The following is a 12,785-nucleotide window of genomic DNA, read 5'->3' on the forward strand; positions in this document are numbered from 1 at the left end:
GGAGAGGGCTAGGGTGAGGGCGAAAATTGCGGCTCAACATGCGCAACCGAAGCCGCCTCCAATGTGCGCAACCCGACCAGCACCACCACCACCATCATGATCCCCGCGCCAATCGCCACGCCGAACCCTGCCCGTGCGCCCCAGGCATCGATAACCAGCCCCGCCAGCATGCCGCCCAGCGCGACACCGATGCTGATACCCGTGGTCATCCACGTCAGCCCTTCGGTGATCCGCGACGGCGGGATGATGATCGTCCCCAGCTTCATCACCACGACCATCGTTGGCGCAAACGAAATCCCGGCAATAAACAGCGTCGCTGACAGGACATAAACGTCCGCTGCAAAAATCGGCAACACGCCGGTGAACGCCGTGACCAATATTCCGATCAGGAACTGTTTTTCGATCGCCAGGGAAACCCTCATCGCACCGAAGGTCAGGCCTGCCACCAGTGAACCGAACGCATAGGCGGCAAGGATAAAGGTTGCGGATGCTGGCCAGCCTTGCGCATTGGCGAAGGCCACGACGGCGACGTCGATTGCTCCACCAATGACACCCATCGCCAACAGCGCCAGAACTATGGTGCGCACGCCGGGAATCAGCAGAGTTGAGCCGTTATGGCTGGCGTGGCCGACGACAACCTTCGGCTCAGTCTGGCGTTGTAGCAGAAACGCCGTGACCCCGACGGCCAGCAGCCCGACCGCAACAAGCGGCCCGGCTTCGGCAAAAAAACTCACGCTCAAACCGATCGCCAGGGGCGGGCCGATGATGTAAGCGAGTTCGGTCAACACCGTGTCCAGCGAGAACGCCGTGTGTAACTGCGGCTTGCCCCGGAACAACTGCGTCCATCGCGCGCGGATCATCGACGGCATGCTCGGCATCGTTCCCGCCAATGCCGCCAGAACAAACAGCAGTGCGGCAGGTGCGCGCAAGTAGACGGCGGTGATCAGCGCCAGCAGCATGGCAATGCTGAACGCGGTGACGATGGGCAGTACGCGACTCTGGCCATGTTGATCGACCAGTCTCGAGATGTGCGGGCCGAGCAGCGCATTGGCCAGGGTGAATGTCCCGGCGACGGCGCCGGCCAGCCAGTAAACCCCGGTTTGCTGCACCAGCATGGTGATGATGCCGATGCCGATCATTGCCTGTGGCAAGCGGGCGATAGAACTCGCGAGCACTAACCCGGTGGCGCCGGGGGTTGTCAGCAGTTCGCGATAGTGGTTAGCCATGGTGTTTCCCTTACATGATCGTCACCGCTCAGCATCCGGCGGAGCGCGTTGCCGACATCAAGACCTACGCGAACGTCAAAAGCAACCCTCACCCCAGCCCTCTCCCGGAGAGAGAGGGGGCTGACCGAGGTGTCTGGCGTCGTACATCGACCTGAAAGACCGAGTCGATTATGGATTCGGAGAAAAACTTTCAAGTCGGCGTATCTCTTGAGCATCCCCCATTCAGTCCCCTCTCCCTACGGGCGGTCCGACGTTTCGGGAGGGTTAGGGTGAGGGGCTTTTCTTGCGCCCAAACAAAAACCCGCACAAGGCGGGTTTTGTTCTGATCGTTCCCACGCTCCGCGTGGGAACGATCATCACACCGAGCAGGTTCGGTCAGTCAGCCAGACGCCAGGTAGTCCCACCCTTGCCGTCTTCCAGCACAACGCCCATCGCCGTCAGCTGATCACGGATACGATCTGACTCAGCCCAATCCTTACCCGCACGTGCTGCCAGACGCGCCGCAATCAGCGCATCGACTTCAGCCGCATCGACACGCCCTTCGGCGCCCGCCTGCAGGAAGTCATCGGCCTCCAACTGCAACACACCCAGCACGCTCGCCAGCTCTTTCAGACGTGCCGCCAGACCCGCCGCCGCATCGAGATCGCTCTCACGCAGACGGTTGATCTCACGCACCATCTCGAACAGCACTGCGCAGGCTTCTGGCGTGCCGAAGTCGTCGTTCATCACCGTGGTGAAACGCTCGACGAAAGCTTCGCCGCCCGCCGGTGCAACGTTCGGCAGGCCTTTCAACGCGTGGTAGAAACGCTCGAGCGCGCCTTTGGCGTCCTTGAGGTTGTCTTCGGAGTAGTTGATCGCGCTGCGGTAGTGGCTCGACACCAGCAGATAACGCACGACCTCCGGGTGGTACTTTTCCAGCACGTCGCGAATGGTGAAGAAGTTGTTCAAGGACTTGGACATCTTCTCGCCATTGATGCGAATCATGCCGCAATGCATCCACGCGTTGGCGTAGGTCTTGCCGGTGGCCGCTTCGCTCTGGGCGATTTCGTTTTCGTGGTGCGGGAACTCGAGGTCGCTGCCGCCGCCATGAATGTCGAAGGTCTCGCCGAGGCAGCAGGTGGACATCACCGAGCACTCGATGTGCCAGCCCGGACGTCCGGCGCCCCACGGCGATTCCCAGCTCGGCTCGCCCGGCTTGGTGGCTTTCCACAGGACGAAGTCCAGCGGATCCTGTTTGGCTTCGTCGACTTCGATGCGGGCGCCGATGCGCAGGTCTTCGATTCTCTTGCGCGACAGCTTGCCGTAGCCCATGAACTTGGCGACGCGGTAGTACACGTCACCATTGCCCGGAGCGTAGGCGTAACCTTTGTCGATCAGCGTCTGGATCATGCTCAGCATGCCCGGAATATGATCGGTGGCACGCGGCTCCATGTCCGGCTTGAGGATATTGAGGCGCGCCTCGTCCTCGTGCATCGCGGTGATCATGCGCTCGGTCAGCGCGTCGTATGGCTCGCCGTTTTCGCGGGCACGATTGATGATCTTGTCTTCGATGTCGGTGATGTTGCGCACATACGTCAGGTTATAACCGCTGAACCGCAACCAGCGAGTCACCAGGTCGAACGCGACCATGCTGCGGCCGTGGCCAATGTGGCAGTAGTCGTACACGGTCATCCCGCAGACATACATGCGCACATTGTTGCCATCCAGCGGTTTGAAGACTTCTTTGCTCTTGGTGAGCGTGTTGTAAATCGTCAGCACTTTTAATTTCCTTGACGCGAAATCACTGGCCCCACGAATCACGCAGGGTCACGGTACGGTTGAATACCGGCTGACCTGGTTTCGAGTCCTTCAAATCAGCGACGAAGTAGCCTTCGCGCTCGAACTGGAAACGGTCTTCCGGCTGTGCATTGCCAAGCGATGGCTCCGCACGACAACCGGTGAGTACCTGCAGCGAATCAGGGTTGATGTTGTCGAGGAAACTCGCGCTGTCTTCAGCCTTCTCTGGGTTGGCCGAACGGAACAGACGATCGTACAGACGCACTTCGCACTCGACGCTGGCCGCAGCCGGCACCCAGTGGATCACGCCTTTGACCTTGCGGCCTTCCGGGTTTTTGCCGAGGGTTTCCGGGTCGTAGGAGCAACGCAGTTCGACGATGTTGCCATCGGCGTCCTTGATCGCTTCGTCGGCACGGATCACGTAGCTGCCGCGCAGACGCACTTCACCGGCCGGCTCCAGGCGCTTGTAGCCCTTCGGCGGCTCTTCCATGAAGTCGTCACGGTCGATGTAGATTTCCCGGGCGAATGGCAAGGCGCGTACGCCCATGTCTTCTTTCGGGTGGCGCGGCAATTCGAGGTTTTCGACCTGACCTTCCGGGTAGTTGGTGATGACGACTTTCAGCGGACGCAGCACGCACATGGCGCGCGGCGCGGTGTGATCGAGGTCGTCACGAATGCTGAATTCGAGCATGCCGAAGTCAACCACGCCGTCGGAACGGTTGGTGCCGACCATTTCGCAGAAGTTGCGGATCGATTTTGGCGTGTAGCCACGGCGGCGGAAGCCCGACAGCGTGGACATGCGCGGATCGTCCCAGCCATGCACGTGTTTTTCATCGACCAGTTGCTTGAGCTTGCGCTTGCTGGTGATGGTGTAGTTGAGGTTCAGACGGCTGAACTCATACTGACGCGGGTGCGCCGGCACTGGCAACGCGTCGAGGAACCACTCGTACAGCGGACGATGGCTTTCGAACTCGAGGGTGCAGATCGAGTGGGTGATGCCTTCGATAGCGTCGGACTGACCGTGGGTGAAGTCGTAGTTCGGGTAGATGCACCACTTGTCACCGGTCTGGTGGTGATGCGCGTGACGGATGCGATACATGATCGGGTCGCGCAGGTTCATGTTCGGCGAGGCCATGTCGATCTTGGCACGCAGCACGCGAGCGCCATCGGCGAACTCGCCGGCACGCATGCGGGCGAACCAGTCGAGGTTCTCTTCGACGGAACGGTCGCGGAACGGGCTGTTCTTGCCCGGCTCGGTCAGGCTGCCACGGTATTCCTTGGCTTGCTCCGGGGTCAGGTCGTCGACGTAGGCTTTGCCGGCCTTGATCAGCTCGACGGCCCAGTCGTGCAACTGGTCGAAATACTGGGAGGCGTAGCGCACTTCGCCGGACCACTCAAAGCCCAGCCATTTGACGTCGGCTTCGATCGCGTCGATGTATTCCTGGTCTTCCTTGGCCGGGTTGGTGTCGTCGAAACGCAGGTGCGTGACGCCGCCGAACTCCTGGGCCAGGCCGAAGTTCACGCAGATCGACTTGGCGTGGCCGATGTGCAGGTAGCCGTTGGGCTCGGGCGGGAAACGGGTGACGATCTGCGTGTGCTTGCCCGAGTCCAGGTCTGCCTGGATGATCGGCCGCAGGAAATTGACCGGCACGGCAGGGCCGGACTTGGCATTCGAGGTAGGGTCGACAGTGGGCTTGCTCATAGGATCCTTGACTTACAGGTGCGCGGCCGCAGAGGGGCCAGACAAAACAAAGCCGCTATCATAGCCGATGCTGTCAAGGCCCTGACAGAGCACGGCCTATAAAGGAGCGCATTTAATCGCCGGGAATTGAAAAACAACCTCGAAATTCGCGCCTGTCACGCTAAACTGCGCACCTTGGCCGATGCAGGCTGAACCGGTTGTGGGGCTGAATGTCCCAGAACCACGAATTCCTTATAAAACGCTTCATTGAAAAAGAGCACCGATCATGACTCAAGTCAAACTGACAACCAATCATGGCGACATCGTCATCGAACTGGACGCGGAAAAAGCGCCAATCACCGTTGCCAACTTTCTCGAATATGTTAAGGCCGGTCACTACGAGAACGTGGTTTTCCACCGTGTGATCAAAGGTTTCATGATCCAGGGCGGTGGTTTCCAGCCTGGCATGCAGGAAAAGAAAGACAAGCGCGCCAGCATCCAGAACGAAGCTGACAACGGCCTGAAGAACGAGAAGTACACCCTGGCCATGGCTCGCACCATGGACCCGCATTCGGCATCGGCGCAGTTCTTCATCAACGCCACCAACAACAGTTTCCTCAACCACACCGCCAAGACTGCTCAGGGCTGGGGTTATGCAGTGTTCGGTAAAGTCGTTGCAGGCACCGAAGTTGTCGACAAGATCGAAGGCGTGGCGACCACTTCCAAGGCCGGCCACCAGGACGTACCAGCAGACGACGTGATCATCGAGAAAGCCGAGATCATCGAAGCGTGATATTGCTGATTTCAGACTTGCATCTGGAAGAGGAGCGCCCGGACATTACCCGGGCGTTTCTGGATTTGCTCGCCGGACGCGCCCGCTCGGCGAGTGCGTTGTACATTCTCGGCGACTTCTTCGAAGCGTGGATTGGCGACGACGCCATGACGCCCTTCCAGCGTTCCATCTGCCAGGCCCTGCGCGAATTGAGCGACAGCGGCACGGCGATCTTTCTGATGCACGGCAATCGCGACTTCATGCTCGGCAAGGCCTTCTGCAAGCAGGCCGGCTGTACGTTGTTGAAGGACCCGAGTGTCGTGCAGTTTTACGGCGAGCAGGTGCTGTTGATGCACGGCGACAGCCTCTGCACCCGCGACGTCGGCTATATGAAGCTGCGGCGTTATCTGCGTAACCCGATCACGCTGTTTATCCTGCGTAACCTGCCGCTGAGCAGCCGCCACAAACTGGCGCGCAAACTGCGCAGCGAGAGCAAGGCACAGACACGGATGAAGGCCAATGACATTGTTGATGTCACGCCGGAGGAAGTGCCGCGGATCATGCAGGCATTTGGCGTGAAAACCCTGATCCACGGGCACACCCACCGCCCGGCGATCCATAAGTTGCAGCTTGGTGAGCAAGCGGCGAAGCGGATTGTGCTGGGGGATTGGGATCGTCAGGGTTGGGCGTTGCAGGTGGATGAGAGCGGGTACGCCTTGGCGCCGTTCGACTTCGCCCCGCCGCTGGCTTTGCCGCACGGCTGAGGATCGCTACCCCCTCACCCCAGCCCTCCCGAAACGTCGGACCGCCCCCAAGGGGGCGAAGGGGAAAGGGAGCTGACCGCATGCAGTTCAAAACCTGAGTTCGACTCGGTATCGCAAGTCGGTGTACCTCAAACAATCAACTCGGTCAGTCCCCTCTCCCTCTGGGAGAGGGTTAGGGTGAGGGGCTCTTGACCTCAGTGCCCGGAAGCCGCCGGCCCTGCCTTGGCGGCAAACGGCGGTTTCGCCAGCCACACAATCAGAATCAACCCCATAAACCCCCAGCCCAACAGCGTGAAGTAATCCACGGTGGAGAGCATGTACGCCTGGCTGGTGAGGATCTGATCCATCTGCGCATAAGCCGATTGGCTCGCCCCGCCCAAATGATTCAAGGTCTCGCGAGTCGCCGGTTCAAAGGTACTGATGCTTTCACTCATATACGCATGATGCTGATCGGCCCGGCGAATCCAGATCCACGTGGTCAGCGACGCCGCAAAACTACCGCCCAACGTCCGCAGGAACGTCGCAAGACCGGCACCATCGGCAATCTGGCTCGGCGGCAGGTCCGACATCAGGATGCTCAGGGTCGGCATGAAGAACAGCGCCACACCAATACCCATGAACAGCTGCACCAGCGCGATGTGCTGGAAGTCGACTTCATTGGTGAATCCAGCGCGCATGAAGCAACTCAAGCCAATCGCCAGAAACGCCAGCCCGGCCAGCAAGCGCAGGTCGAACTTGTTCGCGTACTTGCCGACAAACGGCGACAGCAGCACCGGCAGAATGCCGATCGGCGCCACGGCCAGACCGGCCCAGGTCGCGGTGTAGCCCATCTGCGTTTGCAACCATTGCGGCAGGATCAGGTTGATGCCGAAGAACCCGGCGTAACCCAGCACCAGCACCAGCGTGCCGATGCGAAAGTTGCGGTACGCGAACAGCCGCAGGTTAACCACCGGGTGCTGGTCGGTCATTTCCCAGATAACAAACACCGCCAGCGCAATCACCGAAATCGCCGCGCCGATGATGATGAAGTTCGACTCGAACCAATCCAGGTCATTGCCCTTGTCCAGGATCACCTGCAACGCCCCGACGCCAATGATCAACGTGATCAGACCGACGTAATCCATCGGCTGACGGCTGGTTTCCACCGGACGTTTGGCCAGTTGCGAGCGCACCACCATCACCGCAAAGATGCCAATCGGCACGTTGATGAAGAAGATCCATGGCCAGCTATAACTGTCGGTAATCCAGCCACCGAGAATCGGCCCGGCAATCGGCGCGACCACCGTGACCATCGCCAGTAACGCCAGGGCCATGCCGCGCCTGGCGGGCGGATAGACCGCGATCAACAGGGTTTGCGTCATCGGGTACAGCGGCCCGGCGACCAGACCTTGCAGCACGCGGAAGCCGATCAGTTCCGGCATCGATGTGGAGATACCGCAGAGAAACGAGGCCAGTACAAACAAAATCGTGGCCCAGAGAAACAGCTTCACCTCACCAAAACGGCGGCTGAGCCAACCGGTCAGCGGCAACGCAATTGCGTTGCTCACGGCGAACGAAGTGATCACCCAAGTGCCCTGCTCCGAACTCACCCCGAGGTTGCCGGAAATCGTCGGCAGCGCCACGTTGGCGATGGTGGTGTCGAGCACTTGCATGAACGTCGCCAGCGACAGGCCGATGGTGCTGAGCAACAGGCTGGGCGGCGTGAAAGAGGCGTTATTGCTCATTGTGAATCCTATGAAACCGGGTTGACGCCGTGCCCTTTGTGGGAGCGAGCCTGCTCGCTCCCACAGGGTCAGGTGTGATCTCAGCGTTGCGCGGTTTTGCTCACCGCAGCGCTGTTGTCGTGGATCAGCTGCGCAATCATCGCGTCGGCTTCGGCCAGTTGGCGGTCGTAGACGTTGGTGCTGAACGAAGCCTTTTGTGGAGGCTGCTGTGCCAATACCGGGCCGCTCTGGTCGTGCAGGTTCACTTCAACATTGGTCGACAGGCCGACGCGCAGTGGATGCTTGGCCAGTTCTTCAGCGTTGATGTGGATACGCACTGGTACACGCTGCACGATCTTGATCCAGTTACCGGTGGCGTTCTGCGCTGGCAACAGGGCAAACGCGCTACCGGTACCCGCACCGAGGCTGTCGACAGTGCCGCTGTACTTCACGTCGCTACCGTAGATGTCGGATTCGATATCGACCGGCTGACCGATGCGCATGTCACGCAGTTGGGTTTCCTTGAAGTTGGCGTCGATCCACAGCTGATCCAGCGGAATCACCGCCATCAACGCGGTGCCCGGTTGCACACGCTGACCGAGTTGCACGGTGCGTTTGGCGACGTAACCGGTGACCGGCGCGATCAAGGTGCTGCGGGCATTGGTCAGGTAGGCCTGACGCAGATCGGCGGCGGCGGACATCACGTCCGGATGCGACGACACCACGGTGTCATCAACCAGCGCGCTGGTGGTTTTCAATTGCTGCCTGGCGTTGGCCAGAGCGTTTTGCGCCGAGGTCAGGTCGTCACGAGCGTGGGACAGTTCTTCCTGGGAAATCGCCCCGCCCTGCGCGAGGTTTTTCCGGCGGTTGTAGTTGTCCTGGGCTTTCTGCACTTCGGCCTGTTGCGCGTTGACCTGGGCTTTCATGCCGTCGACATTGCTGTACAAGCCGCGAACCTGACGCACGGTGCGCGCCAGTTTCGCTTGCGCACTTTGCAGGCCGACTTCGGCGTCGTTGGGGTCGAAGTTGATCAGCACCTGACCTTCGTGAACCAGATCACCATCGTCAGCACCGATGCTGACCACGGTGCCGGTGACCAGCGGGGTGATTTCCACAACGTTGCCATTGACGTAGGCGTCGTCGGTGCTTTCGTTAAAGCGCCCGATGAATTCGTGATACGCCCAGACGCCGGCGCAGGCGAGTGCAACCACAACGGCCAGCACCAACAGCATGACTTTGCGCTTGCGCGGGTTGCCGGTGTCCGGGGTGTTGCCTTGAGCTTGGGTGTTTTCGGCAGTGGCCATGACAATTACCTTGAATTAGTTGTGCGGCGTGGCTGGGCTGGCGTTGGCTGCGGTCAGGGTGTCACCCTGGAAGCCGCCGCCCAGCGCTTGCATCAGTTGAATCGACAGGTCGATCTGCTCGGCATTGAGGGTGGCCAGTTGACGCTGGGCCTGCAGTAATTGCTGCTCGATGCTGAGCACGTCCAGGTAGTTGCCGATGCCGGAACCGTAACGCTGGACGACGGTGTTGTAAGAATCCTGAGCAATGTCGGTGGCGTGCTGCTGCGCACCGATCTGCCGACCGATGTCTCGCAACTGGTTGATCGTGTCGCTGACATCGCCCAGTGCTTTCACCAGGCTTTTGTTGTACTGCGCCACCGCCAGATCGTAATCGGCGTCGCGCGCATCGAGGTTGGCGCGCAGGCGTCCGCCGTCGAAGATCGGCACCGAGATGGTCGGGGCAATGTTGAAGAAGCGACTGGCCGAGCCGAACATCGCGTCACCCAACAAAGATTCGGCACCGGCCGAGGCCGTGAGGTTCAAGTTGGGGTAGAACTGCGTTTTCGCCGAGTCGATGTCTTTGCTCGCCGCTTCGACGCGCCAACGCGCAGCAACCAGATCCGGGCGACGACCGAGCAGTTCCGCCGGCAATACCGACGGCACAGCCACTGCACTCGCTTGCAGGACTTTCGGTCGGGCGATTTCGTTGCCGCGATCCGGGCCTTTGCCGAGCAGCACGGCCAAGGCGATTTTGGCGCTGTTCAGGCGTTTTTCCGCATCGATCAGACTGGCTTCGGAACTGGCTTCCAGACTTTGCGTTTGCTGGAACTGGTACTGACTGTCGATCCCGGAGCTGAGGCGACGCTGGCTCAAGTCGAGCATCTGCTTGGTGCGCTTCAGATCGTCGTTGGCCAGGTCATAAACGATGTGCGCCTGGCCGAGATCGCTATAGGCACGAGCGACGTCAGCGGCGAGGGTCAGTTGTGCAGCCTGACGATCGACTTCAGCCGCGCGGGCCTGACCGAGTGCGGCTTCCCAGGCATCACGCTGGCCGCCCCAGAGGTCGAAGTTGTAATTGAAACCGGCGCTGACGTTACGCACGGTGGCGTAGGCATCGCCCTGCCCCAACGGGTCCTGATCCTTGGCCAGGCGCGAACGGCTGATGCCGGCGCTGGCGTCGAGGGTCGGATAACGGGCGGCGTCGGCGGCATACGCGGCGGCGCTGGCTTGATGGGCGCGGGCTTCGGCGATTTGCATGTCCGGGCTGTCGTGCAGGGCTTCGCGGATCAAACCGTCGAGTTGCGGATCGCCGAGGCTGGTCCACCAGTCGCTTTTCGGCCACGCGGCCGGCGACAGGGCCACGCCGTTGAGGGATTGGCCGACTTTCAGGCTTTTCGCATCAAGGCTCGCGGCCGCAGTGTCGAGGCCACTGTAGTTGGCGCAACCGGCGAGGATCATCGCCGACAGCACCAGGGTCAGGCTGCTGCGCAAGGTTTTACCGCTCATTGTGTTCACCTAACCGCTGGATAGTGATCGGGTCACCGGCTGCCAGCAGGATTTTCTTGAGGATGTATTCCAGGGTCTTCAACTCGTCCGGAGTGACGGCGCCGGCCAGTTCATTCATGGCGTCGGCGCCGATGTACGGCAGGCGATCGGCCAGTTGCTGGCCTTGCTCGGTCAGTTTCAACTGCACCTGACGACGATCGCCTTCGCTGCGGTGGCGAGCCAGAAAGCCTTTCTGCTCCAGACGATCGAGCATGCGCGTCATCGAACCGCTGTCGAGCGAAAGATGCCGGCACAGCTCGGCCGGGGTATCGACGCCGTACTGGGCCATGATGATCAACACCTTGAACTGCGCGGCGGTGATGCCGTGGGGTTCCATGTGCGTGTCGATGATCCGGTCCTTGAGCAGCGCCGCACGGCCAAGCAACAGGCCGAGATGGCAATGTTTGAATTCGTCCGGGGTGAAATGCTTCATTTGCTCACCTAATAACTGCCTAGGCAGTGAATGTATGTCGAGATGTTACTGCCTAGGCAGCGAATGTCAATGGAATAGTTAGGAGGCTTGGTAATTAGTTGACCAGTGGAGTTGGTTTTTGTGTCGCACAGGCGGACGCCTTCGCTGGCAAGCCAGCTCCCACAGGGTCCGTTTCGTACACAATATTCATGTACGCCAGAGAAACCTGTGGAGCTGGCTTGCCAGCGATTGGAGCGACTCGGTGTGAAGCCGGTCAGGAATCGTCGGAAGAATGCACAGATGGCGGCTGAACGGGATGCACCTCGCGCCCGCGCAAGGCAGTCGCCACATACCCAAAGGCGCGTTTGCTCACCGCATAAATACTGTGCCAGCCCGCCGGTGCCGGCTCGATCGCAGCATGCAATGCCCGCGCATAGTCGAGGACCAGCCCGGGCGTCCAGGCCATCACTTCGGCGCGCTTGCGCACTTGCGCGGCGACCCAGAACTCGGGGCTGATAATGACTCGGGCGAAATCCAGCATGCTCGAATGCCCCCGGTTCATCGCCCCTTCCAGCGCCGCTTCGAGGCTATGGGCGACGGCGCTGGAACAGTTGCGGCTGGTGAGGTTGTACGTACTGTTCTGCCGATACTCCGTCCAGAACGCATGCAGGCGCCGGGCGTCGTAGTGGGCAAAACTGACCTGCACCGAGGACGGACACCAGTCAGCCACTTCGCCCGCATAGTTGGGCAAAAACCTGCCGGCAACATCGTTGTTCGGCGTCGCCCGCAGCAAGCGCACGAAATCCCCTGCCGAACGATCAATGTCGTCCTGCGGGTAATGGCTGATGTAGATGTCCGGGCCGCATTCCAGTGCCACATGGCCGGCGGAGATAACGCCGTTGATGTCGACGGCTGCGATGTAGCGGTTGAGCAGGCGATTGCGCACCAGGGTGTCATCCACGGTGCCGCTGGGGGTCCAGACATGAATCACCAACGCGTCGCTGCTCGCCGGCGCATTGACTGACAAAGGGCTTGTCAGCGGCGGTTGGTTTTTGAAGCGCACCGCTTGCCGCAACAAGGCGCAACCGGTGAGAAAGAGGCTCATGCCGATGCAAAACGGCACCGTGCCTTTATAGAGCGTCGGATACGGCTCGAGGATAAACACGCCAAAGCCGATTTCGAACAACCCCGCGAGCAGCGACACTTGCCAGCCGACAAAGCGCACCACCAGCGCCGCCGCCAGCCTGAAGACCCCATCAATGATGAAAGCCCCGCCAAACAGCACCGCCAGAATCAGCCCGGCAGCATGTTGCCGGTCGACGATAAGCAGTCCCAGCAAGAGAAAAGCCAGCCCTCGCGCTCTGCGCAGGGCCGCAGCGGTCCCGGCTTGTGGTGCCGGCACCAGCAGCAGGATCAGCGCTTCGAGCAACAACAGATAGCCGAAGAGATGCAGCGGAAAATACAAAACGCCGTCCAGCGCATCAATGAAGATGCCCACACCGGCCGCGCCCCAGACAATGCCCGTCAGCGCCAGCGCGGACCAACGCTTGCGGACGAATTCGTGACCGAGCAAGACCATACTCAAGCGGACCATATGCTTCCCCGTGCTCTTCGGGTAGCCGC

Annotated in this window: 10 protein-coding genes; 2 read left to right on the top strand and 8 right to left on the bottom strand. The window is 60.5% G+C overall.

What is annotated here, in order from left to right; genetic code table 11:
• Positions 1–8: 8 nt before the first annotated feature.
• The 3 genes from ACZ0A4_RS12900 to ACZ0A4_RS12910 all read right to left on the bottom strand — a co-directional run bounded on the left by ACZ0A4_RS12900 (position 9) and on the right by ACZ0A4_RS12910 (position 4,704).
• The gene (locus ACZ0A4_RS12900) at positions 9–1,226 is read right to left on the bottom strand and encodes an MFS transporter (protein ID WP_463575014.1); all 1,218 of its coding nucleotides are present in this window, start codon (positions 1,224–1,226) and stop codon (positions 9–11) included.
• A 375-nt stretch (positions 1,227–1,601) separates the two neighbouring features.
• Positions 1,602–2,984 (bottom strand): cysteine--tRNA ligase, encoded by a 1,383-nt coding sequence (cysS, locus tag ACZ0A4_RS12905; RefSeq protein WP_463575015.1) that lies wholly within the window; start codon positions 2,982–2,984, stop codon positions 1,602–1,604.
• A gap of 22 nt (positions 2,985–3,006) precedes the next feature.
• Positions 3,007–4,704 (bottom strand): glutamine--tRNA ligase/YqeY domain fusion protein, encoded by a 1,698-nt coding sequence (locus tag ACZ0A4_RS12910; protein WP_463575016.1) that lies wholly within the window; start codon positions 4,702–4,704, stop codon positions 3,007–3,009.
• 265 nt (positions 4,705–4,969) lie between these two features.
• Between ACZ0A4_RS12910 and ACZ0A4_RS12915 the strand changes: the two genes are divergently transcribed.
• A complete protein-coding gene (locus tag ACZ0A4_RS12915; RefSeq protein ID WP_123450822.1) occupies positions 4,970–5,476 on the top strand; it encodes a peptidylprolyl isomerase in 507 nt (168 codons plus the stop codon).
• On the top strand, positions 5,473–6,219 hold the full coding sequence (lpxH, locus tag ACZ0A4_RS12920; protein WP_463575017.1) for a UDP-2,3-diacylglucosamine diphosphatase: 747 nt from the start codon (positions 5,473–5,475) through the stop codon (positions 6,217–6,219). The genes ACZ0A4_RS12915 and lpxH overlap by 4 nt, the downstream gene beginning before the upstream one ends.
• Before the next feature lie 194 nt (positions 6,220–6,413).
• Here the strand turns inward: lpxH and ACZ0A4_RS12925 are convergent, their stop codons facing one another.
• The 5 genes from ACZ0A4_RS12925 to ACZ0A4_RS12945 form a co-directional block, all read right to left on the bottom strand.
• Positions 6,414–7,943: a DHA2 family efflux MFS transporter permease subunit gene (locus ACZ0A4_RS12925; RefSeq protein ID WP_016986555.1), complete on the bottom strand. Its 1,530-nt coding sequence runs from the start codon at positions 7,941–7,943 to the stop codon at positions 6,414–6,416.
• Positions 7,944–8,023: 80 nt separating this feature from the next.
• On the bottom strand, positions 8,024–9,226 hold the full coding sequence (locus ACZ0A4_RS12930) for an HlyD family secretion protein (protein ID WP_463575018.1): 1,203 nt from the start codon (positions 9,224–9,226) through the stop codon (positions 8,024–8,026).
• A gap of 15 nt (positions 9,227–9,241) precedes the next feature.
• A complete protein-coding gene (locus ACZ0A4_RS12935; RefSeq protein WP_463575019.1) occupies positions 9,242–10,711 on the bottom strand; it encodes an efflux transporter outer membrane subunit in 1,470 nt (489 codons plus the stop codon).
• A complete protein-coding gene (locus ACZ0A4_RS12940) occupies positions 10,701–11,183 on the bottom strand; it encodes a MarR family winged helix-turn-helix transcriptional regulator (RefSeq protein ID WP_463575020.1) in 483 nt (160 codons plus the stop codon). The genes ACZ0A4_RS12935 and ACZ0A4_RS12940 overlap by 11 nt, the downstream gene beginning before the upstream one ends.
• A gap of 253 nt (positions 11,184–11,436) precedes the next feature.
• Positions 11,437–12,756, bottom strand: coding sequence for a hypothetical protein (locus ACZ0A4_RS12945; protein ID WP_463575022.1), 1,320 nt, complete (start codon positions 12,754–12,756; stop codon positions 11,437–11,439).
• Positions 12,757–12,785 lie beyond the last annotated feature (29 nt).

The sequence above is a fragment of the Pseudomonas sp. AC172 genome, from assembly GCF_979258595.1.

Excerpts from the sequence above, each read along its gene's own strand:
- ACZ0A4_RS12900 (WP_463575014.1), bottom strand. The coding sequence starts at position 1,226 with ATGGCTAACCACTATCGCGAACTGCTGACAACCCCCGGCGCCACCGGG.
- ACZ0A4_RS12910 (WP_463575016.1), bottom strand. The coding sequence starts at position 4,704 with ATGAGCAAGCCCACTGTCGACCCTACCTCGAATGCCAAGTCCGGCCCT.
- ACZ0A4_RS12915 (WP_123450822.1), top strand. The coding sequence starts at position 4,970 with ATGACTCAAGTCAAACTGACAACCAATCATGGCGACATCGTCATCGAA.
- ACZ0A4_RS12925 (WP_016986555.1), bottom strand. The coding sequence starts at position 7,943 with ATGAGCAATAACGCCTCTTTCACGCCGCCCAGCCTGTTGCTCAGCACC.
- ACZ0A4_RS12930 (WP_463575018.1), bottom strand. The coding sequence starts at position 9,226 with ATGGCCACTGCCGAAAACACCCAAGCTCAAGGCAACACCCCGGACACC.
- ACZ0A4_RS12935 (WP_463575019.1), bottom strand. The coding sequence starts at position 10,711 with ATGAGCGGTAAAACCTTGCGCAGCAGCCTGACCCTGGTGCTGTCGGCG.
- ACZ0A4_RS12940 (WP_463575020.1), bottom strand. The coding sequence starts at position 11,183 with ATGAAGCATTTCACCCCGGACGAATTCAAACATTGCCATCTCGGCCTG.
- ACZ0A4_RS12945 (WP_463575022.1), bottom strand. The coding sequence starts at position 12,756 with ATGGTCCGCTTGAGTATGGTCTTGCTCGGTCACGAATTCGTCCGCAAG.